The 24,191-nt window shown below is 71.0% G+C and carries 27 protein-coding genes and 1 CRISPR repeat array; of the genes, 12 read left to right on the forward strand and 15 right to left on the reverse strand.

The annotated features are described in order from the left end of the window. Positions 1–51: 51 nt before the first annotated feature. The 7 genes from H504_RS0107210 to H504_RS0107240 all read right to left on the reverse strand — a co-directional run bounded on the left by H504_RS0107210 (position 52) and on the right by H504_RS0107240 (position 4,159). Complete coding sequence (locus H504_RS0107210; RefSeq protein ID WP_026422231.1) at positions 52–525, reverse strand: bifunctional nuclease family protein; 474 nt, start codon at positions 523–525, stop codon at positions 52–54. A 147-nt stretch (positions 526–672) separates the two neighbouring features. Then, positions 673–1,380 carry a transcriptional regulator FtsR gene (ftsR, locus tag H504_RS0107215; protein ID WP_026422232.1) on the reverse strand — a complete coding sequence of 236 codons (708 nt, stop codon included), beginning with the start codon at positions 1,378–1,380 and terminating at the stop codon, positions 673–675. Positions 1,381–1,386: 6 nt separating this feature from the next. Then, on the reverse strand, positions 1,387–1,839 hold the full coding sequence (gene garA, locus H504_RS0107220; protein ID WP_026422233.1) for a glycogen accumulation regulator GarA: 453 nt from the start codon (positions 1,837–1,839) through the stop codon (positions 1,387–1,389). A gap of 142 nt (positions 1,840–1,981) precedes the next feature. Next, complete coding sequence (gene gcvH, locus H504_RS0107225) at positions 1,982–2,362, reverse strand: glycine cleavage system protein GcvH (protein ID WP_026422234.1); 381 nt, start codon at positions 2,360–2,362, stop codon at positions 1,982–1,984. A 43-nt stretch (positions 2,363–2,405) separates the two neighbouring features. Further along, positions 2,406–3,005 carry a cardiolipin synthase ClsA gene (gene clsA, locus H504_RS0107230; RefSeq protein ID WP_026422235.1) on the reverse strand — a complete coding sequence of 200 codons (600 nt, stop codon included), beginning with the start codon at positions 3,003–3,005 and terminating at the stop codon, positions 2,406–2,408. Positions 3,006–3,139: 134 nt separating this feature from the next. Further along, on the reverse strand, positions 3,140–3,358 hold the full coding sequence (locus tag H504_RS0107235; RefSeq protein WP_026422236.1) for a hypothetical protein: 219 nt from the start codon (positions 3,356–3,358) through the stop codon (positions 3,140–3,142). A gap of 240 nt (positions 3,359–3,598) precedes the next feature. Continuing rightward, on the reverse strand, positions 3,599–4,159 hold the full coding sequence (locus H504_RS0107240) for a type 1 glutamine amidotransferase domain-containing protein (RefSeq protein WP_026422237.1): 561 nt from the start codon (positions 4,157–4,159) through the stop codon (positions 3,599–3,601). 58 nt (positions 4,160–4,217) lie between these two features. Here H504_RS0107240 and H504_RS0107245 point away from each other — a divergent pair, with 58 nt between their 5' ends. After that, positions 4,218–5,594 carry an FAD-binding oxidoreductase gene (locus tag H504_RS0107245; RefSeq protein WP_026422238.1) on the forward strand — a complete coding sequence of 459 codons (1,377 nt, stop codon included), beginning with the start codon at positions 4,218–4,220 and terminating at the stop codon, positions 5,592–5,594. 37 nt (positions 5,595–5,631) lie between these two features. Further along, positions 5,632–6,339, forward strand: a complete 708-nt coding sequence (locus H504_RS33750) for an SAM-dependent methyltransferase (RefSeq protein WP_084467450.1) — start codon at positions 5,632–5,634, stop codon at positions 6,337–6,339. Here H504_RS33750 and H504_RS0107255 read toward each other — a convergent pair. Together H504_RS0107255 and H504_RS0107260 are read right to left on the reverse strand one after the other, a co-directional pair. After that, the gene (locus tag H504_RS0107255) at positions 6,328–8,040 is read right to left on the reverse strand and encodes an AMP-binding protein (protein WP_026422239.1); all 1,713 of its coding nucleotides are present in this window, start codon (positions 8,038–8,040) and stop codon (positions 6,328–6,330) included. The genes H504_RS33750 and H504_RS0107255 overlap by 12 nt on opposite strands. A gap of 81 nt (positions 8,041–8,121) precedes the next feature. Next, a complete protein-coding gene (locus tag H504_RS0107260; protein ID WP_026422240.1) occupies positions 8,122–8,943 on the reverse strand; it encodes a crotonase/enoyl-CoA hydratase family protein in 822 nt (273 codons plus the stop codon). A gap of 125 nt (positions 8,944–9,068) precedes the next feature. Here H504_RS0107260 and H504_RS40890 point away from each other — a divergent pair, with 125 nt between their 5' ends. The 3 genes from H504_RS40890 (at position 9,069) to H504_RS0107275 (ending at position 11,099) form a co-directional block, all read left to right on the forward strand. Then, on the forward strand, positions 9,069–9,242 hold the full coding sequence (locus H504_RS40890; RefSeq protein ID WP_157440261.1) for a hypothetical protein: 174 nt from the start codon (positions 9,069–9,071) through the stop codon (positions 9,240–9,242). 118 nt (positions 9,243–9,360) lie between these two features. Next, on the forward strand, positions 9,361–9,885 hold the full coding sequence (locus H504_RS0107270) for an ArsR/SmtB family transcription factor (protein WP_245614101.1): 525 nt from the start codon (positions 9,361–9,363) through the stop codon (positions 9,883–9,885). Between the two features lie 14 nt (positions 9,886–9,899). After that, the gene (locus H504_RS0107275; protein WP_035303539.1) at positions 9,900–11,099 is read left to right on the forward strand and encodes an MFS transporter; all 1,200 of its coding nucleotides are present in this window, start codon (positions 9,900–9,902) and stop codon (positions 11,097–11,099) included. A gap of 33 nt (positions 11,100–11,132) precedes the next feature. Here the strand turns inward: H504_RS0107275 and H504_RS0107280 are convergent, their stop codons facing one another. Then, complete coding sequence (locus tag H504_RS0107280) at positions 11,133–11,771, reverse strand: FMN-dependent NADH-azoreductase (RefSeq protein WP_026422243.1); 639 nt, start codon at positions 11,769–11,771, stop codon at positions 11,133–11,135. Positions 11,772–11,862: 91 nt separating this feature from the next. Here H504_RS0107280 and H504_RS33755 point away from each other — a divergent pair, with 91 nt between their 5' ends. Further along, positions 11,863–12,327 carry a MarR family winged helix-turn-helix transcriptional regulator gene (locus H504_RS33755; protein ID WP_245614102.1) on the forward strand — a complete coding sequence of 155 codons (465 nt, stop codon included), beginning with the start codon at positions 11,863–11,865 and terminating at the stop codon, positions 12,325–12,327. A gap of 142 nt (positions 12,328–12,469) precedes the next feature. After that, a CRISPR array of direct repeats spans positions 12,470–13,047; the repeat unit is 29 nt; unit sequence GGAACAGCCCCGCGCGTGCGGGGATGACA. Positions 13,048–13,133: 86 nt separating this feature from the next. Here the strand turns inward: H504_RS33755 and uvrB are convergent. After that, positions 13,134–15,320, reverse strand: a complete 2,187-nt coding sequence (gene uvrB, locus H504_RS0107290) for an excinuclease ABC subunit UvrB (protein WP_026422244.1) — start codon at positions 15,318–15,320, stop codon at positions 13,134–13,136. Positions 15,321–15,389: 69 nt separating this feature from the next. Further along, positions 15,390–16,571 (reverse strand): DUF5685 family protein, encoded by a 1,182-nt coding sequence (locus H504_RS0107295; RefSeq protein WP_026422245.1) that lies wholly within the window; start codon positions 16,569–16,571, stop codon positions 15,390–15,392. A 187-nt stretch (positions 16,572–16,758) separates the two neighbouring features. Between H504_RS0107295 and H504_RS0107300 the strand changes: the two genes are divergently transcribed. Both H504_RS0107300 and H504_RS0107305 read left to right on the forward strand, forming a co-directional pair. Further along, positions 16,759–17,352, forward strand: coding sequence for a ribonuclease FAU-1 family protein (locus H504_RS0107300; protein ID WP_084467451.1), 594 nt, complete (start codon positions 16,759–16,761; stop codon positions 17,350–17,352). Between the two features lie 145 nt (positions 17,353–17,497). Beyond that, complete coding sequence (locus H504_RS0107305) at positions 17,498–18,022, forward strand: ribonuclease FAU-1 family protein (RefSeq protein ID WP_026422247.1); 525 nt, start codon at positions 17,498–17,500, stop codon at positions 18,020–18,022. Between the two features lie 8 nt (positions 18,023–18,030). Here H504_RS0107305 and coaE read toward each other — a convergent pair whose 3' ends face one another. Next, positions 18,031–19,188 carry a dephospho-CoA kinase gene (gene coaE / locus H504_RS0107310; protein WP_026422248.1) on the reverse strand — a complete coding sequence of 386 codons (1,158 nt, stop codon included), beginning with the start codon at positions 19,186–19,188 and terminating at the stop codon, positions 18,031–18,033. A gap of 138 nt (positions 19,189–19,326) precedes the next feature. Between coaE and H504_RS0107315 the strand changes: the two genes are divergently transcribed. Continuing rightward, entirely contained in the window at positions 19,327–19,536 is a 210-nt protein-coding gene (locus tag H504_RS0107315) for a hypothetical protein (protein ID WP_026422249.1), read from the forward strand. Between the two features lie 17 nt (positions 19,537–19,553). Here H504_RS0107315 and H504_RS38485 read toward each other — a convergent pair whose 3' ends face one another. Continuing rightward, positions 19,554–20,129, reverse strand: coding sequence for a hypothetical protein (locus tag H504_RS38485; protein WP_026422250.1), 576 nt, complete (start codon positions 20,127–20,129; stop codon positions 19,554–19,556). 78 nt (positions 20,130–20,207) lie between these two features. Here H504_RS38485 and H504_RS0107325 point away from each other — a divergent pair, with 78 nt between their 5' ends. Beyond that, positions 20,208–20,597 carry a VOC family protein gene (locus H504_RS0107325; RefSeq protein ID WP_211239280.1) on the forward strand — a complete coding sequence of 130 codons (390 nt, stop codon included), beginning with the start codon at positions 20,208–20,210 and terminating at the stop codon, positions 20,595–20,597. Positions 20,598–20,630: 33 nt separating this feature from the next. Here H504_RS0107325 and rpsA read toward each other — a convergent pair whose 3' ends face one another. Then, on the reverse strand, positions 20,631–22,133 hold the full coding sequence (gene rpsA / locus H504_RS0107330) for a 30S ribosomal protein S1 (protein ID WP_026422252.1): 1,503 nt from the start codon (positions 22,131–22,133) through the stop codon (positions 20,631–20,633). Positions 22,134–22,399: 266 nt separating this feature from the next. On the opposite strand from rpsA, the gene H504_RS0107335 reads away from it, so the two are divergent. Then, complete coding sequence (locus H504_RS0107335; protein WP_026422253.1) at positions 22,400–23,224, forward strand: class I SAM-dependent methyltransferase; 825 nt, start codon at positions 22,400–22,402, stop codon at positions 23,222–23,224. After that, entirely contained in the window at positions 23,221–24,141 is a 921-nt protein-coding gene (locus H504_RS0107340; protein WP_026422254.1) for a GNAT family N-acetyltransferase, read from the forward strand. The genes H504_RS0107335 and H504_RS0107340 overlap by 4 nt, the downstream gene beginning before the upstream one ends. Positions 24,142–24,191: the final 50 nt, after the last annotated feature.

The following is a 24,191-nucleotide window of genomic DNA, read 5'->3' on the forward strand; positions in this document are numbered from 1 at the left end:
CAGTCGATGTCCGACCCGGGGAGACCGGTTACCGCGGGTGACGCGGAACGGTCACGTGTCGGCGCCGCGGAAGTCTTCGGGGGACACCGAGTCGAGGAACTCGCGGAACTTCTCCACCTCGTCCTCCTGCTCGTCCGGGATGATCAGCCCGGCCTCCTGGAGCACGGCGTCCTCGGCGTGGATGGGCACCCCAATCCGCAGCGCCAAGGCCACGGAGTCACTGGGCCGGGCGGAGACCCGGACGTCGCCGTCGAAAACCAGCTCGGCGAAGAACGTGCCCTCGCGCAGATCGGTGATCCGAACCTGTTCCAGCTCGCGGCCGAGCGCGCCGATCACGTCCTTGAGCAGGTCGTGGGTCAGCGGCCGCGCGGGCCGGACCCCCTGCTGCTCGAGGGCGATCGCGGTGGCCTCCACCGATCCGATCCAGATCGGCAGGTACCGCTCTCCCTCGGTCTCGCGCAGCAACAAGATCGGCTGGTTCGCGGGCAACTCCACCCGCACCCCCACCACGCGCATCTCGCTCATCGGGCTCGCCTCCCTCCGCTCGCTGGGGCACCGGCGTCCCATCGAGGATCGCTCATCGCCTACTTCGACGCTACCCGCCATCCGGTCCCCACGCCCGCCTATCTCACGACCATTCGCCCAAGATCGGTTCACACCCGGCCCCCGCGATCACCGACCGGTGACCCTGCGCAGCCCGGTGCGCACCAACAGCGAGTGCAGGGCGACCGCCAGCCCGGCGAGGTCGTCGGCGACCTCGTCGGCGCGGGTGTGCGCGGCCGGGTCGCGTTGCCGGTAGAGCGGGGCGACGAGCTGCTCCAGCAGGCTCACCTCGCGGTCGGCGGCGGCGCGGAAGGCGCGCAGGTGCCGGGGTTCGATGCCGTACTCGGCCAGCGCGGCCGCGGTCGCCGCGACGGCGAGCGCGTCGACGTCGAACCGGCCGTCCGGGGCGGCGGCGAGCAGGCCGTACTGCTCCAGGTCGAGCAGGGTCTGGTCGGTGACACCGGCGCGGTCGACTAGCTCGGCGCGGGTGAGCCGCTCCGGCGGCCCCGGCGACTCGACCGGGTCGGGCACCGGCACCAGACCGCGCGCCGGGCGGTCCACCGGGTCCGGTGGACCGCCCAGGCGGTCGAGCTGCTCCTTGATGACCTTCAGCGGGAGGTAGTGGTCGCGCTGCGCGGCGAGCACGAAGCGCAGCCGCGCCACGTCCGCCGCGGTGAACCGCCGGTACCCCGACGGCGTGCGATCCGGGCTGACCAGCCCCTCCGACTCGAGGAACCGGATCTTGGAGATGGTCACGTCCGGGAAGTCCGGCCTCAGTTGCGACAGCACCGCGCCGATGCTCAGCCCGGCGCGCGCCTGCCGACCGGCAGCCGTCACGCGCCCCTAGGCCCCCGCGCCGGGGCCGGTGAGGAACACCAGGCGGAACTTGCCGATCTGCACCTCGTCGCCACCGGCGAGCACGGCCTGGTCGACCGGCTCCCGGTTGACGTAGGTGCCGTTGAGGCTGCCGACGTCGATCACCACGAACTCGCCGCCCTCGCGGCGGAACTCCGCGTGCCGCCGGGAGACGGTGACGTCGTCGAGGAAGATGTCGCTGTCCGGGTGCCGACCCGCGCTGGTGGTGTCCCGGTCGAGCAGGAACCGCGAGCCCGCGTTGGGGCCGCGCTTGACCACGAGCAGGGCCGAGCCGGTCGGCAGGGCGTCCACCCCGGCGACGGCGGGCTCGGGCGCGTGCTCCCGGGCGGCCTCGGGGTTGGTGAGGAAGTCGGCCCGGAAGACCGAAGTCCGCTCCGGAGACTGCTCCGGCGGGACGCCGGGCCCGTCGTTGGTGCTCACCTGGACTCCTCCTGCTGGTCAGTTCCGCTGAACAGGTGCCAACGTACCGTGCGCGATCAGGCACCGGGTCGGTGGTACCCCCTCGCCGGGCGCCGGGCGGGGCCCGGGGCCGACGAGCGGGTGAAGATCATCTCACCACCGGTCAGCCGGTGGTGACCGCCTGGTAGGCGTCCGCGTCGAGCAGGCCGTCGAGCGCGTCCGGGTCGTCGACCCGGATCTCGAACAGCCAGCCCTCGCCGTACGGGTCGGAGTTGAGCAGGTCGGCCTGCTCGGTGACCGCCTCGTTGACCGCCACGACCTCGCCGGACAGCGGCGCGTACAGGTCCGAGACGCTCTTGGTCGACTCGACCTCGCCGATCGCGGCGCCCACCTCGACGCGGTCGCCGACATCGGGCAGCTTGACGTAGACCACGTCGCCGAGCTGGTTCTGCGCGTACTCGGTGATGCCGACGCGGACCAGGTCGTCGGTCTTGGTCGCCACCCACTCGTGCTCGTCGGTGTAGCGGAGTTCTTCGGGAATCACGCGGTGCCCTCTTTCGGACCGGGATCTGACGGTGGCGCAGAGCTTAAACGGCCGCGCCGCGCGGCATCGCCAGTGCTGCCCGTGTCTGCACCAGGTAGAGCAACCCGGACCAGAGGAAGAGGACGCCGCCCCAGATGACGAACGCGTACGCGACCGGGCGGGCCAGCGTGGCGGCGGTGGAACCGCCCTGCGCCAACAGCAGCAGCGGGAACGCGTACATGAGGTTGAAGGTGGCCGCCTTGCCGACGTAGGTCACCTCGGGCGGGGCGAAACCGGCGCGGCGCAGCACCAGGATGCAGCCCGCGACGAGCGCGTCCCTGGCCACCAGCAACGCGGCCACCCACCACGGCACGATGTCACGCAGCACGAAGGCGACGATGGTGACGAGGGTGTAGAGCCGGTCGGCCGCCGGGTCGAGCAGCGCGCCGAGCCTGCTGGTCTGGTCCAGCCAGCGGGCGATCTTGCCGTCCAGCCAGTCGCTGAGCCCGCTGAACGCGAGCACCGCGAGCGCCCAGCCGTCGGCCTTGGGCACCAGCAGCAGGTAGAGGAACAGCGGCACCCCGGCCAGCCGCAGCATGCTCAGGATGTTCGGGATCGTCCACACGCGATCCAGCGCCGCCCCCTCTTCCCGCACGTCAGCCATGCGGGAAGAGTAGGGCAGGCGCGGGTTCGGTTCCCCAGGTCCCCAGTGCGTCGTGACGGTGTCCCGGTGTTCGACGGGTGTCGGTCCGGTTCGCGTCGCCCCCAGTCCCCCTGCGATTCCCCCCGGTCGGGGGGTCAGTCCTCGCGGTGGGCGGACCAGCCCTGCCGCTGGAGAGCGGCGGGGGTGAGCGACGTCGGCCGCCCGAACGCGTCCAGCCCGACCCAGCGGCCGCTGCCGCCGGTGTACTCGAGCACGAAGGCGTGCCCGTGGCTCCAGACGACGCTGCACGGCGCGGTGGGCAGGGTCGGCCCATTACCGGACCCGGCCTGTTGAGAGATCGTTTCGGTACTCATCGGCTTACCTCCGTCCCGGACGTCGGCAGCCGGGGAACGCTCGTTAGCCGTCCCGGCCGCTCATTTGAACTGAATCGAGGAACTCGCCGGTTAAGTCACCGCTGGGTAATTCCTTTGTCAGCGCTGTGTCACGGGTAGTTGTCCGTTGCTCAATGGTTGCCGAACGGGTGCCCAGCGAAGATCATCGGACTCTTCCGGGGTTGACCGGCGTTCCGGGGTGACTTAGGGGTTTATCCGGGTTCAGCCGCGCGCATCCGCGAAGATCTCCACCAACTTCGCACAAAAGGCGGGCAGGTCGCCGGGGTTGCGGCTGGTGACAAGGGATGTGGCCGCGGCGGTGTCGACCACGACCTGCTCGTCGACCCAGTTCGCCCCGGCGTTGCGCAGGTCCGTCCGCAGGCTGGGCCAGGATGTCATCTTCCTGCCACGCACGACATCGGCCTCGACCAGCGTCCACGGGGCGTGGCAGATGGCCGCGACCGGCTTGCCCTGGTCGAAGAACGAGCGGGTGAAGGCGACGGCTTCCGGCTTGGTGCGCAGGAAGTCGGGGTTGGCGACGCCACCGGGGAGCACGAGCCCGTCGAACTCGCTCGCGTCGGCCTGCCCGGTGGTGCGGTCCACCGGGAACCTGTCGCCCTTGTCCAGGTGGTTGAACGCCTGCACCTCACCGGAGTCGGTCGAGACCAGCACGGGTCGTCCACCCGCGCGCTCGACCGCCTGCCACGGTTCGGTGAGCTCCACCTGCTCGGTGCCCTCCGGCGCGACGAGGAACGCGATCGTGCGGTCGGTGAGGGCTGCCATGGCGGTTTCCTTCCAGTCGGGTACACCGGTGGTGTTCCCATCGGGGACGATTTGAACCATGACGCGCGCTGGAAGTGAGCTGTCCGACCTGCTGGCGGGGGTTGTCGGTGCCGGCCACGTGCTGACCGATCCGCAGGTAGTGGCTGGATACGCGACCGATTGGACCGGCCGGTTCCGCGGTTCGGCTCACCTCGTGGTCCGCCCGGCCGATCGGGACGAGGTCGCCGGGGTGTTGCGGGTGTGCCGGGACGCCGGGGTTTCCGTTGTGCCGCAAGGCGGGAACACGGGGCTCGTCGGCGGCGGCATCCCCTACCGGGGCGGGGTTGTGTTGAGCCTGACCAGGTTGACCGACCTGGGGCCGGTTGACCCTGTCACGCGTCAGGTGACAGCCGGGGCGGGCGTGTCCTTGGCGGCTCTTACCGCGCACGCCGCCGCGTCCGGGTTGGACTTCGCGATCGACATCGCCTCGCGCGACAGCGCTACCGTTGGCGGGCTGGTCGCGACGAACGCGGGCGGTTTGCGGGTGCTGCGTTGGGGATCTATGCGCGAGCAGGTGGCCGATGTGGAGGCCGTACTCGCCAACGGTCAGGTGGTCGGCGGTGTAACCGGTCTCGCTAAAGACAGTACGGGATATGACCTGTCCCGGGCGCTGGTCGGGAGCGAAGGGACACTCGCCGTCATTACCGCGGTGCGATTGCGGCTCATTCCGTCGTTCACCGAACGGGCGACGGCGACCCTCGCATTCGACAACACGACTGACGCCGTCGCGGCGATTGGCGCATTGCGGGCATTGCCGTCACTCACTTCCGCCGAGGTGTTCTACGCGGACGGACTTCGCCTGGTGTGCGCACACCGTGGCGTAACCCCGCCGTTCAGCTCGGAATACCCGGTTTACCTGTTGATCGAATGTACCGACGACGAAGATCCGACCGGGGAACTGGGCGCGGTCGTCGAGTCGCTTCCCCGGCTGCGCGACACGGCGCTGGCGGTCGACGGCGCGGCCCGGCGGGCGCTGTGGACACACCGGGAGGCGCACGCCGAGGCGGTCAACGCGCTGGGGGCGCCGCTGAAGCTCGACGTCGGGGTGCCCCCGGACCAGGCGGCCGAGTTCGAGCGGGAGGTCCGCGCGATCACGGCGGAGACGGCGCCGTCGGCCACCCTCGTCCTGTTCGGACACCTGGCCGAGGGGAACTTCCACGTCAACGTGGTCGGCGCGGGCGCGGCGGAGGACGACCTGACCGACCGGGTGCTGCGCGCGGCGGCGGCCCGGGGCGGCACGATCTCGGCCGAGCACGGGATCGGCGTCGCCAAGGCGCGCTGGCTGGGGCTGACCCGGTCCGCAGCCGAACGCGGGCTCTACGCGGCGGTCAAGCGGGCGTGGGACCCGGACGGGACGCTCAACCCGGGTGTCCTTGTTGCCGAACCGGCAACATAACTCGCCAGAACCGGTCGGCGGGCCGCACCATCGGGGCGTGACGAACACCGAACCACACCACCACGCGCACCACGGCGGGCATGGGCACCAGGGCAGGCCGTGGCCCGCGCCCGGCGAGCAGAGCCCGACCGAGTTCTGGGAGAACTTCTACACCGAGCGCGACCAGGTCTGGTCCGGCAACCCGAACGACCTGCTGGTCCGCGAGGTCGCCGACCTGCCGCCGGGCACCGTGCTCGACCTGGGCTGCGCCGAGGGCGGCGACGCCGTCTGGCTCGCCGAGCACGGCTGGCGGGTGACCGGCGTCGACGTGTCGGCGACCGCGCTGGCCCGCGCCGCCGCGTTGGCCGAGGCCCGCGGCGTGACCGGCTCGATCACCTTCGAGCGGCACGACCTGACCGCGACCTTCCCCGAGGGCGACTACGACCTCGTGTGCGCCCAGTACTTCCACTCCCCCGTCGAGCAGGAGAACGAGCGGCAGGACGCGCTGCGCAAGGCGGCCGGGGCGGTCAGGCCCGGCGGGCGGCTGCTGGTGATCAGCCACGGCGGCTGGCCGACCTGGATGACCGAACCGCCCCGCGAGATCCACTTCATGGGCCCGCGCCAACTGCTCGACGCACTCCGGCTCGACCCCGCCCGGTGGCAGGTGGAACTGGAGGACGTCGTCGAACGGCCCGCCACCAGCCCGGACGGGGTGGAGGGCACCCGCACGGACAACGTGCTGCGGCTGCTCCGGCTACCCGCGTAGGTCGGGGAAGTCGTCCTCGGTGAACTCGCCGGGCGCGGTGGCGGTCGGGTCGGCGTGCCGCTCGTTCTCCCGGCCGCGCAACTCGACCCGGCGGATCTTCCCGGAGATCGTCTTGGGCAGGTCGGCGAACTCCAGCCTGCGCACCCGCTTGTACGGGGCCAGGTGCTCGCGGGCGAACGCCAGGATCGACCGGGCGGTCTCGGCGTTCGGCTCGTGGCCCGCGGTGAGCACGACGTAGGCCTTGGGCACCGACAGCCGGATCGGGTCGGGCGAGGGGACGACGGCGGCCTCGGCGACAGCCGGGTGTTCGATGAGGACGCTCTCCAGCTCGAACGGGGAGATCCGGTAGTCGGACGCCTTGAACACGTCGTCGGCGCGGCCGACGTAGGTGATGTAGCCGTCCGCGTCGCGGGAGCCGACGTCGCCGGTGTGGTAGTAGCCGTCCCGCATGGCGTCGGCGGTGCGGTCGGGGGCGTCGGCGTACCCGGTCATCAGCCCGATCGGGCGCTGGTCCAGGACGACGCAGATCTCGCCCTCGTCGCCCGCCCCGCCGGTGGCCGGGTCGACCAGCGCGATGGTGAACCCGGGCAGCGGCCTGCCCATCGAGCCCGGTTTGACGTGCTGACCGGGGGTGTTGGCGACCTGCACGCTGGTCTCGGTCTGGCCGAAACCGTCCCGGATGGTCACCCCCCAGGCCCGGCCGACCTGCTCGATCACCTCGGGGTTGAGCGGCTCACCCGCGCCGACCACCTTCGTCGGCGGGGTGGCGAGCCTGGTCAGGTCGGACTGGATGAGCATCCGCCACACCGTGGGCGGGGCGCAGAAGCTGGTGACGCCGCACCGGTCCATCTGGGCCATCAGCGCGACCGCGTCGAACCGGGTGTAGTTGTGGATGAAGACCGTGGCCTCGGCGTTCCACGGCGCGAAGACGTTGCTCCAGGCGTGTTTCGCCCAGCCGGGCGAGGAGATGTTGAGGTGCACGTCGCCCGGTTCGAGGCCGATCCAGTACATAGTGGACAGATGCCCCACCGGGTACGACACGTGGGTGTGCTCGACCAGCTTCGGTTGTGCCGTCGTGCCGGAGGTGAAGTAGAGCAGCAGCGGGTCGTCGGCGGAGGTCGGGGCGCCGGGGGTGAACTCGGCGGGCGCGTCGGCGGAATCGGCGTAGCTGAGCCAACCTTCGACGGGCTCGCCCACCGCGACGCGGGTGTAGTCGCCGGGGACGTCGTCGAACTTGGCCGCGTCGGCGGAGCGGGCGACCACGTGCCGGGCCTGCCCCCGGTCCACCCGGTCGCGCAGGTCGGCGGCGGCGAGCAGGGTGCTGGCCGGGATGATCACCGCGCCCAGCTTCATCGCGGCGAGGATCGTCTCCCACAGCTCACCCTGGTTGCCCAGCATCAGGATGAGCCGGTCGCCGCGCGCCACCCCGTGCCCGCGCAACCAGGACGCGACCTGGTTCGACCGATGGGACAGCTCGGCGAACGTCCACTTCCGCTCGGTGCCATCCTCTTCGACGATCCACAGCGCGGGCCGGTCGGCGGTCGGCTGGGTCGCGGCGACGACGTCGAACCAGTCCAGCGCCCAGTTGAACTCCGCAAGCTCCGGCCACCGGAACCCGTCGCGGGCAGCGGCGTAGTCCTCGCGGTGGTGGTGCAGGAAGTCCCTCGCCGCACGGAAAACGGCGGTCTCCGCCTCGCTCACGATGGCTCCCTCCAGGATCTGCTGGGCACCGGATGAGCCTGCCGCAGCCGGGTCCGGTTGACCAGCGTGGGTTGTCGAGCACTAACGGCCGGTGAACTTGGGCGACCTGCGCTCCAGGAACGCCTGGACGGCCTCGCCGAGGTCCTTGCTGGGCAGGAAAGCGGCGTTCCACGCGGACACGTACCGCAGGCCGTCGGCGACCCGGCGCTCCCGCTCGTGGCCGAGCACGTCCTTGGTGCCCTGCACGACCAGCGGCGGGTTCGCGGCGATGGCGGCGGCCGTCGACCGGGCCTCGGCGAGGACGGTGTCCCGGTCGGGGTAGACGTCGTTGACCAGACCGATGCGCAGCGCGCGCTCGGCGTCGATGTCCTTGCCGGTGAAGGCGAGTTCGCGCAGGTGCCCCTCGCCGATGATCCCGGCGAGGCGCTGCAGGCTGCCCAGGTCGGCGACGATCGCGACCTTCACCTCGCGCAGGCTGAACTTGGCGTCCGCGCTGGCGACCCGGATGTCTGCGGCGGCGACCACGTCCAACCCGCCGCCGATGCACCAGCCGCTGACCGCCGCGATCACCGGCTTGCGGCAGGCGGCCACCGACGTCACCGCGTGTTGCAGGGCGCGGACCTCGTCGAGGAACTCCGCCCGTGGACCGGCCAGCGCGTCGCCGAGCAGGCCCGCCCAGGACGGCATCATCGCCGGGAGGTCGAGGCCGTAGGAGAAGTGCGCGCCGCTGCCGGTCAGCACGACCGCCCGGACCGCCGGGTCGGCGTCCAGTCGGGTGAACACGACCGGCAGTTCGCGCCAGAAGTCCGGTCCCATCGCGTTGCCCTTGCCCGGCCCGAGCAGGGTCACCTCCGCGACGTGATCGGCCACGTCGACCTTGAGCGACACCAGGTTCTCCGTCATGCGTTCACATTACCCAGGAGTAACCACGGTGAGCACTTCCCCCGATCGTGTGGCGCCGTGATCACCGGGGGACGGCCGGTGGCGAGGTAGGTTCCTCGGCGAGTCAGAGGTGGCGAGGAGGACCGATGGCGGACCAGGGTGTGATGTCCACCCCGATCTTCGACCAGTTGCTGCGCGAGATGACCGAGGGCGCCGCGGCCGCGGAACAGGCCCGCGACGACGCGCAGTCGGTCGGCGGCACGGGCACGCCCGCGCCCAAGCCGAGCCAGGGCGGGCGGCGCCGGGCCAAGACGAGCTGAGGCGCGACCGCGGCGTCAGCGGCACTGCGTCAGCGGCAACACGTCAGCGGCACAGTGGTGCGTGGTCACTCGACCGTAGTCATTTGACACAGTGCGTCCACGTTCAGAGACTCGCTGTATGAACATGGGGGATTCACACTCGACGCTGCACGGGATGCGCGCGCTCGCGCACCCGCTGCGGATGCGCATCCTGTCCCTGGTGACCGACCGCGCGATGAGCGCCGCCGAGGTGGCCAGGGAGCTCGGCGACAGCCAGCCCAACATCAGCTACCACCTGCGCAAGCTCGCCGACGCGGGCCTGGTGGAGATCGTCGCGGAGGTGCCCATCCGCGGCGGCATCGCCAAGCGCTACCAGCACACACCGCCCACGGTCGCCGCGCCGCGCGACCCGGAGGACTCTCGAGAGACCCTGGCCAGGGCGCTGGCCGCCAGTCTCGGCACCCGCTCGGCGCAGCGGAAACCGGGCAACGCCGAGGCGCTCACCGACGCCGAGCTGTGGGTCGACCCGCAGGTCTGGCGGGACACGGTGGCGCACGTGCGCGAGGTGAGCCTGCGGCTGCGCGACGCGGCCCAGCCGCCGCGCACCCCCGGCACGGTGCGGGTCAGCACCACGATCTCCATGTTCGAGATGGACCGCTGTTGACCGGGTCGGCCGGGATGCTCGCCCCGTTGCGGGCACCCGTGTTCCGCAGGCTCGCCGTCGGCAGGGTGACCACGTACATCGGCAACGCCGTCGCGCCGGTCGCGCTGGCGTTCGCCGTGCTGGACCTCACCGGTTCGGTGGTCGCGCTGGGGATCGTGGTCGGTACCCGGTCCATCGCCAACGTGCTCCTGCTGCTCATGGGCGGCGTCCTGGCCGACCGGCTCCCCCGGGCGGTGATCCTGGAGGGCGCGAGCTTCGCCGCGGCCGCCTCGCAGGCGGCCACGGCGCTCGCCGTGCTGTTCCACTTCGCCTCGGTGCCGCTGCTGGTGGTGCTGAGCGTGGTCAACGGTGCCGTCTCCGCCGCGTCGCTGCCCGCGGCATCCGCGCTGACCCCGCAGACGGTGCCCGCCACCGAGATCCGCCAGGCCAACGCCCTGGTCCGGATCGGCATCAACGGCGCCCTGGTCACCGGATCGTCGCTGGGCGGCATGCTGGCCGCCCTCGCCGGACCCGGCTGGGCGATGGCGGCCACCGCGGTCGTGTTCCTGGCCGCCGCGCTCTGCTACGCCCGGGTCGACGTCCCCGAGGTCGACGCCGCCGCGCCCACCCGGCTGGTCGCCGACTTGCGCGAGGGGTGGACCGAGTTCACCGCCCGCGCCTGGGTGTGGTCGGTGGTGCTCGCCTTCATGGTCGTCAACGCGGCGGTGACCGGCGGCATCCAGGTCCTCGGCCCCGCCATCGCCGACACCACCTTCGGCAGGCTCGCCTGGGGGTTCATCCTCGGCGCGCAAACGGTCGGCGCCCTCCTCGGCGGTGTCGTCGCCAGCCGTTGGCAACCCCGGCACGCGTTGCTGTTCGGCACCGCGTTGGTCGCCGTCGAGGCGGTGCCGTTGTTGGTCTTGGCGCACGCCCAGTACGTCATCCCGCTGCTGGTGGTGATGTTCATCGGCGGGGTCGCGACCGAGCAGTTCGGCATCGCCTGGGACGTGTCGCTGCAGGAGAACGTGCCCCAAGCCCACCTCGCCCGCGTCTACTCCTACGACGCGCTGGGTTCGTTCATCGCGCTGCCCCTCGGCGAGATCGCCGTGGGGCCGCTCGCGGCGCACTTCGGCACCGCGACCACCCTGACCGGACTGGCGATCCTGGTCGTGGTCGCCGTCGCGGCGGCGACGCTCGCCCCCAGCGTCCGGGCGCTCACCCTGCGGCCCCGTTGACGCGCGATGGGTCACGCGCCAACGGAAGTGGGTCTAGCGGGTCGCGAAAGCCTTGCCGGTACTCGCGGCCAGGTCGTGCGCGGCCGCGGCGGACTGGTGCGACAAGGGGATCAGGTCGGCCATCGCCGGGTTGACCTCGGCCATGGTCAGTTCCGCGGTCACCTCGGTCACGTCCGCGCCGAAGACGTCGCGGAAGATCCGGACCAGCCAGGGCGTCGCGTGGTCCCAGCCCTCGCGGGGCGTGCCCGGACCGTAACCGCCGCCGCGCGCGACAGCGAGGGCGACGGATTTGCCCGCGAGCGGGGACTTGCCCGGCCTGAACCGCGGGTCGGTGATCAGCATGTCGATCCAGGCCTTGAGGTGCAGCGAGATCCCGAAGTTGTACAGCGGCGCGGCGATGACAGCGGCGTCGGCGGTGGCCAGTTCATCGGCGATCGCGGTGGCCAGGTCGACCGCGCCTGCCTGCTCGGGGGTGCGCTGGTCGATGGGCAGTTCCCGGCCTGCCAACGCCGCGGACCAGGCGGTGATCGGGACGGGGTCGGCGAAGACGTCACGGTGCCGCACGGTGCCGTCCGGGTGCTCGGCCCGCCACGCGCCGGTGACGGTGTCGGCGAGGGCACGGCTGACCGAACCACCGGCGCGGATGCTGCTGTCGACTCGGAGCAGGATCAAGGCTTCCTCCGGGATTTAGATCGTCTGTTCTGCAGATCATCTTGCCCGCAGAAGGATTCCGCTGTCCACCTTGTGCCGTACGATTGCGACCGTGCCCACACCAGCCGTCGAGTCCGACCTGGGCTGGGCCTTGGGCGCCGTCTTCCGTGGCTATGTCCGCGCCGCCGAGCAGGTGCTCGCGGGCCTCCCCGGCGGCCCCCGCGGCTACCAGGTCCTCACCACCGCCATCGAGGGCGAGTCGTGCAGCCAGCAGACCCTCGCCCACCGCCTCGGCGTGGACAAAACGGTGATGACCTACCTCATCGACGACCTCGAACGCACCGGCCTCGTCGAACGCCGCCCCGACCCCACCGACCGCCGCGCCCGCCTCCTCTCCGCCACCGACGCGGGCCACCGCAGGCACACCGAGACAACCGCAGCCCTACACGCCGTCGAGGCCGAAGTCCTCACCCCCCTAACCCCCACCGAACGCGAAACCCTCCGCGACCTCCTCCGCAAACTCGCCACCCACCAGGGCGACCCCACCACCCACCCCTGCGCCACCAACCCCTGCTGACACCCAGCGGTTTGTCGAGCCCCGGCAACCGTTTCGCGGGTTAACCAGCAGCCTCGCCACCACCGCAGCCGCTCACCCCTTCGACAACAGCCCCGCGTACGGGGATGACTGGTTGATGTGGTTAGGCGGCCGGTGATTGTGGGGAACAGCCCCGCGCGTGCGGGGATGACGCCCACGGAACCAAGGCATCCTTGGGGATGCCCGGAACAGCCCCGCGCATGCGGGGATGACCTGTTGGATTTGTTCGGCGTGCTTGATCTGCTGGGAACAGCCCCGCGCGTGCGGGGATGACGCCCACGGAACCAAGGCATCCTTGGGGATGCCCGGAACAGCCCCGCGCATGCGGGGATGACCTGTTGGATTTGTTCGGCGTGCTTGATCTGCTGGGAACAGCCCCGCGCGTGCGGGGATGACTTGAACACGTTGGGGATCTTCATGACCCCGTCGGGAACAGCCCCGCGCGTGCGGGGATGACGCCGAGACCGTCGTCGCCATCACCCCCGCCTACGGAACAGCCCCGCGCGTGCGGGGATGACAAGGCCGATCAGGCAATCGGCGACGAGAGCACAGGAACAGCCCCGCGCGTGCGGGGATGACAAGTCCACTCAGGATGGTGCGCAGGTTGGGCAGGGAACAGCCCCGCGCGTGCGGGGATGACAGGTCCGCGGCTATGACCTGCCGGAGGGTGTGCGGAACAGCCCCGCGCGTGCGGGGATGACACTTGATGACCAGGGGCGCTATAAGCCAAGCCCTCCGTTCTCATTCACTTTCGCGGTCGGCTTGCCCATCCCCATCAGCAGAGCCCCTCAGCGCACGCCTGCGGCGTCCATGCCGCGGAGTTCGCGTTTGAGGTCGTGGATTTCGTCGCGGAGGCGGGCGGCTAGTTCGAACTGGAGGTCGCGGGCGGCGTTCATCATCTGGTCGGTGAGTTGTTGGACGAGGTCGGCGAGTTCGGCGCGGGGCATGGATTTGGGGTCGCGGTCGGCGACGATGCCCGCGCTCTTGGCGTTGCCCGCCTCGCCGGTGGCGCGTTTGCCTCGGGAGGTGTTGCGGCCGGAGCCGCCGATGGGGACCGCGGTGTCGGACTCGTCGGCCTCGGTGTAGACGCGGTCGAGGATGTCGGCGATCTTCTTGCGCAGCGGCTGCGGGTCGATGCCGCGTTCGGTGTTGTACGCGACCTGCTTGGCGCGGCGGCGGTTGGTCTCGTCGATTGCCTGGGCCATCGAGTCGGTGATCTTGTCGGCGTACATGTGGACCTGGCCGGAGACGTTGCGGGCGGCGCGGCCGATGGTCTGGATCAGCGAGGTGGCGCTGCGCAGGAAGCCCTCCTTGTCGGCGTCCAGGATGGCGACCAGGGACACCTCGGGCAGGTCGAGGCCTTCGCGGAGCAGGTTGATGCCGATCAGCACGTCGTACTCGCCGATGCGCAGTTGGCGCAGCAGCTCGACCCGGCGCAGGGTGTCGACCTCGGAGTGCAGGTAGCGGACCCGGATGCCCAGTTCCAGCAGGTAGTCGGTGAGGTCCTCGGCCATCTTCTTGGTCAGCGTGGTGACCAGGACCCGCTCGTCGCGTTCGGCGCGGGTGCGGATCTCGTGCACCAGGTCGTCGATCTGGCCCTCGGTGGGCTTGATGACCACCTCCGGGTCGATCAGGCCGGTCGGGCGGATCACCTGCTCGACGAACTCGCCGCCTGCCTGGCCCATCTCGTACGGGCCGGGGGTGGCCGACAGGTACACCGTCTGGCCGATCCGCTGGGTGAACTCCTCCCAGGTCAGCGGCCGGTTGTCGGTGGCGCTGGGCAACCGGAAGCCGTGTTCGACCAGGTTGCGCTTGCGGGACATGTCGCCCTCGTACATGCCGCCGATCTGCGGGACCGTCACGTGCGACTCGTCGATGACCAGCAGGAAGTCGTCCGGGAAGTAGTCGATCAGGGTGGCCGGGGCGGTGCCTGCGCCGCGGCCGTCGATGTGCCGGGAGTAGTTCTCGATGCCGGAGCAGAAGCCGACCTGGCGCATCATCTCGACGTCGTAGCTGGTGCGCATCCGCAGCCGCTGCGCCTCCAGCAGCTTGCCCTGCTTCTCCAGGGTGGCCAGCCGCTCCTCGAGCTCCTGCTCGATGCCGCGGATGGCGCGTTCCATCCGCTCCGGGCCCGCGACGTAGTGGGTGGCCGGGAAGATCCGCAGTTCGTCGCACTCGCGGACGATGTCGCCGGTGAGCGGGTGCAGGTAGTACAGCTTGTCCACCTCGTCGCCGAAGAACTCGACCCGGATGGCCAGTTCCTCGTACGCCGGGATGATCTCCACCGTGTCGCCGCGGACCCGGAACGTGCCGCGGGCGAACGCGATGTCGTTGCGGCTGTACTGCACGTCGACCAGGGCGCGCAGGAACAGGTCGCGGTCGAGGGCCTCGCCGGTCTTGAGCCCGATCGAACGGTCCAGGTAGGACTGCGGCGTGCCGAGGCCGTAGATGCACGACACCGAGGCCACCACGATCACGTCCCGCCGGGACAGCAGGCTCATCGTCGCCGAGTGGCGCAGCCGCTCCACGTCGTCGTTGATCGACGAGTCCTTCTCGATGTAGGTGTCGGTCTGCGGGATGTACGCCTCTGGCTGGTAGTAGTCGTAGTAGCTGACGAAGTACTCGACCGCGTTGTCCGGGAAGAAGTCGCGCAGCTCGTTGGCCAACTGGGCGGCCAGCGTCTTGTTCGGCGCCATCACCAGCGTCGGCCGCTGCACCCGTTCCACCAGCCAGGCCGTGGTGGCCGACTTGCCGGTGCCGGTGGCGCCGAGCAGCACCACGTCCTGCTCACCCGCCCGGATGCGCCGTTCCAGGTCGTCGATGGCGGCGGGCTGGTCGCCCGCGGGCTGGTAGTCCGCGGCCATCCGGAACCGCCCGCCCGCGCGCGGGATGTCGCTGACGGGGCGGTGCTCCGAGTGGGCCAGCACCGGCGCCGACTCGGCCTGCCTCTGAGATTTCTCGGTCGCGAAAGCCACGGACCCGAGGCTACGCCGACCCACCGACAATCCCCGGACGGCGGGTTGACGGCGGCCGGGTTCCAGCCACTAGCAGTTGCAGTCGCACCCGTCGCAACAGCAGCCGTCACAGCAACAGCACCCGTCGCAGCCGTTGCAGTCACAACCGCTGCAGTCCGTGCAGTCGCAGCCGCTCTGGTGGCACCAGCCCGGCTTGGGTTGGCCGGTCCACGGGTCGAAGTACGGATCCGCGCAGCAGTACCGGCAAGAGCAGCACATGACGAGCGCGATGCCGCAGCCCCCTGCCGTCCCACGCTTCTTACCCCACTTCGGGCCGTCGTCATGAGGTTGCCGCGGCCCAGGAGTGAGCGGACGGTGCTGACCTGGTTGCTGTCGGCCAGGTTGCTCTCGACTCGTGGCGAGATGGCCGAAAGTGCGGTGCACGGCGGAATCGAGTTCGTGCACCAGCAGCGCGTGGACCAATTTCTGGTCGTGGAACTCGGCTTCCCGCAGAGCGAGCCGTACGCCCAAGACAGCGTCTTCGCACAACCGGCGTGCTTCGTCCAAGGTGGTCCCGGTTGCGGCGAGCGGGTTCCACGCGCCGGTGGTGGCGTCCTCGTCGAGGTCTTCGACCGCGTCGAGCAGGTGGGCCACACGCCCGAACATGCGTCCGGCCTCCGCGAGCGGCGCGGTGTTGCCGGGCCTACCGGACAAAACAGCGGTATGTGCGAAGGCGGCCGCGGTGGCTGTCTCGGTGGGCTCGGTGGCGAGCAGGACCGACGAGCCGGTGAGCAGGCCCGACTCCAGTTCACCCTGTCTGCCCACGGCGTCGAGGAGGACGGCCGTGGAGAACCCGATCCGCTCCCCCGTCGCCGCGCCCTGCCTGGCCCACCGGGACGCGACCCGGCGCGCAACGCCCGCCACCGGGGCCCGGCGGAACCCGCCGTCGCCATCATCGACGTGGTCGCGCATCTTCGCCGCCGCCAGCACCAGCGACACGGCGGCGGCCAGCCGGGCACCCGAGCCCTCGGCAACCGGGGCGGTGCGCATGCCGCGGAGCGGGCACGGACCGGCGACCCGACGCGTGCCCACAACCGGCGACTGGGCCTCCACCAGCGCGGACACCACCAGACCGTCGTAGTTGGTCACGGTTCGGGCGAGCTGGCCGTGGTCATCGCGCAGGGCGAGGCAGAGGCCGCAGAGGTGAGCCATCCACGAGGTCCGCAGCGTCACCGACAAGCGGTGCCTGCACGGCCGAAGGATTCCGAACACGCTGCCTGACCTCCACCGTCCGCACGACCCGACCGGGGCGGGAGCCTAGTGGCTCGACCCAGAGGCGGACAGGGTCTCGACCTGCCCACCTCTGGGTCGAGCCACTAGCGAGTATTCACCCGTACGGGTGGAGAAAAGACACCACAAGGTCTGGGCTTGCCGCGGGGTCGGTAGGCACGATGTGCCCATGCGCGCCCATGTCGACGGTTCGGCCACCGAGGTGGTCGGCGACCTGCCCGTGCCACCGGCCCGCCGGGACGACACGGCCCACGAGGTCCACCCGCCCAAGGTGGAGTTGTTCGACCCGACCCGGATGACCAACACGGACCCGAAGGGGTTCATCCGGCCGGTGGACGAGTACCGGCGAACCCCGCACGGGCTGTACATGTCCCGCCCGGTCGACGGTCACCCGAGGATCGCGCACTTCGAGTCGCTGCTGCTGCCGCGCGCCGGGCTGCGGGTGTCCAAGTGGCGTGGGCGACCTGGGGTCGACCTGGGCCACGACTTCTACATCGACGTCGTGGACGTGACCGTGGCGGGCGGCGAGTGGCGGACGGTGGACCTCTACCTGGACGTCCTGGTGCGCACGCGGCGTGACCTCCGGGTCGAGGACAGCGACGAGTTGCTGGCCGCGTTCCGGGCCGGGCTGATCGATCTCGCGACCACCCAGCGGGCCATGGAACGCGCGCACGACACGGTCGACGGCATCGCCCGCACCGGGTACGACGTGGACGCCTGGCTGGCCGGTCAGGACATCGCCGCCCCGTGGGCGTCCCGTTAGTGGCTCGCGGACCAGCGGGGTCAACTATCCGTGAGGACCCGGTCGGCCAATTCGCCTGAACGATATCGGAGCGCACACGATCCGTGACATAACGAATCGACCCCGGTAGTCACACAGCGCACGTTTCCGACTACCCTCTGGCCGCGTGGGCACGGCCATCACCCCGCAACTGGTCGACATCGTCGACACGGTCACCGCGGTTCGCAGCTACTCATCCGGGATGTCCCGGGTGCTCCGCACGTGCCAGGTCGAGCGGTGGGGCCTGCGCATGGAGTGCCCCACCCCGGAGGATCCGTTCTCCGACGCCGAGGTGACCTGGCTGCTGCCGCACCTCAACCTGCGGCTCACCCAGCGGAAACCGAGGTCCCGGCACGCGCGCGGCGGCCCCAGCGTGCTCACCGCGGTCCGGGTGCTGCGCGACGGCCGGACCTGGCGCACCACCGACCTGCTGCTCGGCCTGGCCGCCCCGGGCGGGACGACGGCGCGGATCGTCCGCTCGGAGGAGTTCGCCGCCGCGGTCGCGGGCCGGGTGCTGCGGGTCGGCGACGCGGACCTGGCGCTGTGCACGGTGCACCAGACCCTGGAGGAACTGAGCCGGTTCCGGCACGACCTGTCGTCCTGGCTGGCGTACAAGCACGTCTTCGAGGTCTGGCCGCCGTTCGGCGCCTGATCCCCGCGCTAGCCCGCCCGCCAACCGGTCGCGTCCGCCCACGCCTGCGCGCGCTGGATGGCCTGGTCGAACCACGGTTCCTTGGCCTGCGCGTACTCCGGGATCGCCGCGAAATCGCCCGCCAGCCCGCGCTTGACCTCCTGGTACTCGGCGCGCGCCGCGTCGTCGGCGCGCAGCCAGGCGGGGAACAGCAAGGTGTGCCGCGCGAACGGGCTGTCCCGGGTGCGGACGTGGACGTTCGCCCAGCGCAGCGGGTCGGCGGCGACGTGGGTCCGCTTGGGGAAACCGGACGAGTCGCTGACGAACTCGGGGTGGCGCGGGAAGCCCGCGGCGGCGAGGGGTTCGTCGAGCGAGTCGTCGAGGGTGGGGACGACGACCTGGAAGTCGAGCACGTCCTTGGCGGCCAGGCCGGGCACCGAGGTGGAACCGACGTGGTCGACCCGGATCGCGCGGGGACCGACGGCGAGCCGGAGCCGTTCGAGCAGCCGTTCGGCCTGCAACGGCCAGGTCAGGTCGTAGTCGACGATGCGCGGAGCACCGCGGTCGACGTGGCGGCGGAGGCGGATGTTCTCCTCGTACGGCGCCAACCGGGTGGTCCACAACGCGTCTACGGCGGCATTGGTCCCGGCGGGGGTGCCCGCGTTGGACAGCCAGATGTCGCCGACGGCGCGGCGGGCGTCGTCGTCGGCCTGGGCGGCGACGCGGGCGCGCGCGTCGGACTCGGTAAGACCGCGCGAGGTCACCAGCCTGCGCACCCGCTCGTCGACGGGCGTGTCGACGATGACGACCAGGTGGTACAGCGCGCCCATGCCGTTCTCGACGAGCAGCGGGACGTCGTGCACCACGATCGCGTCCGCCGGGGCCTCGGCGACCAACTCGGCGGCGCGTTCGCGGACCAGCGGGTGCACCAGGGCGTTGAGCCGCTGCCGGGCCGCGTCGTCGCTGAACACGATCTTCGCCAGCGCGGGCCGGTCGAGGGCGCCGTCGCCGGTCAGCACCCCGGGCCCGAACTCGGCGACGACGGCGGCCAGGCCGGGGGTCCCCGGTTCGACCACCTCGCGCGCCACCCGGTCGGAGTCGACCACGACCGCGCCGTGCCCGGCCAACCGACCGGCCACTGTGGATTTACCGGACCCGATCCCCCCGGTGAGGCCGACACGCAGCATGGCCGCATTCTTCCAGCAGCGAGTGGTTCGCGGGTGAACTGTTGACAACTGGCCCGCCGGACACGCCGTGCCGCTACCGGGATTTGTCACCCCGGCCGGCTACGGTGTGCCCAGGGATATCACCCAAGCGGAGGAACGATGCACAACTCGCCGCGCCGAGGTCGGCACCGACTCGGCACCCCGGGTCTGGTGCACTGCACCGAGTACCTGCCGGTCGCCGCTGCCCTGGCCGCCCGCCGCGCCTGGGCGTCCCTGCTGCCCGCCCGGCACAGCCTCGCCGGTCTGCGCCGCCGCGCCGCCTTGGCCGCCGCCGAACGCGCCTGGGCACCACAGGTCCGCGCCGCTTAGCACTCCGCGCACCCGGGTCAGTGCTCGGTCAGCGCGAGATCGGCCAGCTTCGCCGCCTGCTCCGCGTTGACCACCGCGGGCTGCGCCGTGATCGCGACGGTGAACTTCCCCCGGGCCGCCAGGACCGTCCTGGTCGGTCCCTCCAGCAGGAAACCCTTGTCCGCCCCCACCTGGATCTCCTGCGGGGCGGTCCCCTTGTCCCGCTCCGCGTCGACGGTCTCCTGGATGCGGGTCCGCGCTGAGGTCTCGTCGGTGTACCCGGCCAGCCCGACCGTGAGCACCGCCGCGGACTGCGGCTGACCGGCGGGAATGCCGTAGTAGCAGTCCACCCGCCCGGTCCGCCCGATCTTCGGCAACGCCACCCCCACCACCACGTCCGTGCGCCCCGTGATGACGGTGGTGACAACGCCGTCCAGGTCCTGCCGGGTGAGCACCTTCCCACAAGCCGTCGGCACCGACCCCCGCGCGGGCACCGGCTTCGGCGCGGACGTCGAGAACTGCGGAACCGACGGCGCCTGCCGCGCACTCGTGGTCGGCGGCGCGGAGGTGCAGGCGGCCAGCAGCAACACGAGAGGCAGCAACAGTATCCGCACGTCGCAGACGGTAGATCCCCACCGCCGGTTCGGAAAGTGGAAGATCCCAGCGGGTGAGGCAGGAAGGAAGCGACGATCATGCGACTCGGAACGGTGGCCATCGTGGTGCGCGACTACGACGAGGCGATCGCGTTCTACTCGACGGTGCTCGGGTTCGAGTTGATCGAGGACACGCCGCTGGGTGACGGGAAGCGGTGGGTCGTGGTCGACGGCGGCGGGGTCAGGCTGTTGTTGGCGGAGGCCGCGTCCACCGAACAAAAAGCCAGGGTCGGCGACCAGACCGGGGGGCGAGTCGGGTGGTTCCTGCACACCGAGGACTTCGCGGGAGACCACGACCGGCTGCGACGAGCAGGGGTCGAGTTCGAGGAAGATCCGCGCGAAGAGGCGTACGGAACAGTCGCCGTGTTCAGGGACGTCTACGGCAATCGGTGGGATCTCGTGGAAAGCCGAAGGGCCCCGCACCGGTGAGGTGCGGGGCCCTTCGGGGAAGGACTGACTAGCTCACACGCCGCCCGAGAGCTTTTCGCGGAGGGCCGCGAGCTGCTCGTCGCTGGCGAGGGTGCCGCCGCTCTGGGCGGGCTTCTCACCACCGGTCGAGGAGTAGTTCTGCTCGCCACCACCGGCGGCACCGGCGACAGCGCCCTCGGCCTCGGCGGCCGCGTCGGCCTCCGCGGCCTTGGCGATCTGCTTCATGTGCTGCTCGTAGCGGGCGTGCGCGTCGGCGTACTGGCGCTCCCACTCCTCGCGCTGCTTCTCGAAGCCTTCCTGCCATTCCTGGGTGTCCGGGTCGAAGCCCTCGGGGTAGATGTAGTTGCCCTCGGGGTCGTACTCGGCGGCCATGCCGTACTGGGTCGGGTCGAACTCGGTCTCGGTGGTGAAGCCCTCGTTCGCCTGCTTGAGCGACAGCGAGATGCGGCGCCGCTCCAGGTCGATGTCGATGACCTTGACCATGACGTCGTTGCCGACCTGGACGACCTGCTCCGGGATCTCCACGTGCCGCTCGGCGAGCTCGGAGATGTGCACCAGACCCTCGATGCCCTCGTCGACCCGGACGAACGCGCCGAACGGAACCAGCTTGGTGACCTTGCCCGGCACGATCTGGCCGATCGCGTGGGTGCGGGCGAACTGGCGCCACGGGTCTTCCTGGGTGGCCTTGAGCGAGAGCGACACGCGCTCGCGCTCCATGTCCACGTCGAGGACCTCGACGGTGACCTCCTGGCCGACCTCGACGACCTCGGACGGGTGGTCGATGTGCTTCCAGGACAGCTCCGACACGTGCACCAGGCCGTCGACCCCACCGAGGTCGACGAAGGCGCCGAAGTTGACGATGGAGGACACGACGCCCTTGCGGACCTGGCCCTTCTGCAACTGGTTGAGGAACTCGCTGCGGACCTCGGACTGGGTCTGCTCCAGCCACGCGCGCCGGGAGAGAACCACGTTGTTGCGGTTCTTGTCCAGCTCTATGATCTTCGCTTCCAGCTCGCGGCCGACGTACGGCTGCAGGTCGCGCACGCGGCGCATCTCGACCAGCGAGGCGGGCAGGAAGCCGCGCAGCCCGATGTCCAGGATGAGACCGCCCTTGACGACCTCGATGACCGTGCCCTTGACCGGCTCGTCCGACTCCTTGAGTGCCTCGATCGTGCCCCACGCCCGCTCGTACTGCGCGCGCTTCTTGGACAGGATCAGGCGGCCCTCCTTGTCCTCCTTCTGCAGGACCAGGGCCTCGACCTCGTCGCCAACGCTGACCACGTCGGCGGGGTCGACATCGTGCTTGATCGACAGCTCGCGCGAGGGGATGACACCCTCGGTCTTGTAGCCGATGTCGAGCAGGACCTCGTCCCGGTCGACCTTGACGATCGTGCCCTCAACGATGTCACCGTCGTTGAAGTACTTGATCGTCGCGTCGATCGCGGCGAGGAACTCCTCCTCCGTCCCGATGTCGTTGATGGCGACCTGCTGCTTCGGCGTGGCGGCAGCCGGGACAATGGTGGTGTCGGTGGACATTAGGTAGGTGGCTCCGGTACGGATTGGGGGTCGCTGGGTTCAGTTCTCGGGCGCCGCGGGATCGTCGTCGCCGACGGACACCCGGATAACAGGAACCAACACCGCCAACGCCGCACCGTCCCGGGATCATTCCCCAGCGCTGGGTCAAACCCGGGGCAGCGCGATACCACCGCGCGGATGTATCCTACGCGGCCCCGCGAGAGCCGGGCAAACCCGGGGTGCACTCCCGCCGGTGCCGGTCGCGGCCGGGCTGACAGGATGGTCCGGTGGCGAGCGAGACCAGCGCGGAGCGGGCTCTGGGGACGACCGGTGTGGCCAGGGTGGCGGTGGGGTCGACCGAGTCGGTCGCGGCGAACATCGCCTGGTGGGACGCCGACGCGGACGACTACCACCGGGAGCACGGGGACTTCCTCGGGGTCAGCGATTTCATGTGGTGCCCGGAGTCGGTGCGCGAGGCGGACGCGCGGCTGCTCGGCGACGTCGACGGGCGGGACGTGCTGGAGGTCGGCTGCGGGTCGGCGCCGTGCGCGCGGTGGCTGGCCGACCAGGGCGCGCGGGTGGTCGGGCTGGACCTGTCGAGCGGGATGCTGCGGTACGCGGCGGCGGCGAACACGGCGACCGGGACCCGGGTGCCGTTGGTGCGGGCGAACGCGGAGCGGTTGCCGTTCGCGGCGGGCTCGTTCGACCTGGCGTGCTCGGCTTTCGGCGCGGTGCCGTTCGTCGCCGATGTCGGCGCGGTGTTCCGCGAGGTGGCCCGGGTGCTGCGGCCGGGCGGCACCTGGACGTTCGCCGTCACCCACCCGATGCGGTGGATCTTTCCGGACGACCCCGGCCAGGACGGGTTGCGGGTGACCGGCTCGTACTTCGACCGGACCCCGTACGTGGAGGTCGACGCGGACGGCACGCCGACCTACGTGGAGCACCACCGCACGCTGGGCGACTACGTCCGCGCCCTGCACGGCGCCGGGTTCGACCTGTTCGACCTGGTGGAGCCCGAGTGGCCGGAGGGGCACACGCAGGAGTGGGGGCAGTGGAGCCCGCTGCGCGGTGAACTGTTCCCGGGGACCGCGATCTTCCGCTGTCGCCGGTGACCGCCCCGCTGGTGCGGGCGCAGTCGGTTCGGTTCGCCGGGCTGGACCCGCTGCTGCCCGCCGTCGTCGAGCCACCACCGGGGGACGTGATCACGGCGGCGCTGCCGGACGGTGACCGGGTGGCGGCGGTGATCACCAAGACCACCCCTGCGCCGGGCACCCCGCAGACGCTGTGGTCGGCGGCGCGGGTGTGGGAGATGCACCCGCTGGCCGGGGCGACCGGCGGTGCCGGGGTGGACGCGTTGCTGCGGCGGTGGCCGTCGGTGCTGGCGCGGGTCTCCCCCGGCCGGGATTCCTCGTGCGTGGTGTCGTGGCCCGCGCGGGACGTCGCGGCGACCAGCGCGTTCCTGGCGCACGGATTCGTCCCGCTCGCGGTGTTGGCCGTGCGGACGGGCGGTCCGACCGCGAGCGGCGGCCAGACGTCCGCGCGGGTGCGACGGGCGGTGGCGGGCGACCTCGACGCGCTGGTGGTCTCGGCGATGGCGGAACTGGAGTACTCGGCGCTGGTCGGCGGCGCGATCCCCCGCGCGGGGGCGGCGACCATCAAACGGGAGGCGCTGCGCCAACACCTCGCCCAAGGGGACCCGATCTGGATCGCCGAACTCGACGGCGTTCCAGTGGGCCACATCGAGGGTTGGCACACCGTGTCGACGGCGGGCTCGTGGGCGGAGACCCGGCTGCGGCACGGGCGGTGGGCGTACGTGAACTGCCTGTCCGTGCTGCCATCCGCGCGAGGTAGTGGCGTCGGCCGCGCGTTGACAGATGTGGCGCACGATGAACTGCTCGTCGCGGGTACGGCGGGCTCGTTCCTGTACTACAACCCGCCGAACCCGGTTTCACCGGTGTTCTGGGCCCGACAGGGCTACCGGCCACTGTGGACAGTCTGGGAGATCCGCCCCGCGAGCGCGCTCCGCTGACCCCCGGGTCCCGGCTTCACCCCATCGAGTCGTCCAGATCACCCCCTCCC

The organism is Actinokineospora inagensis DSM 44258, from assembly GCF_000482865.1.
Classification (GTDB): domain Bacteria; phylum Actinomycetota; class Actinomycetes; order Mycobacteriales; family Pseudonocardiaceae; genus Actinokineospora; species Actinokineospora inagensis.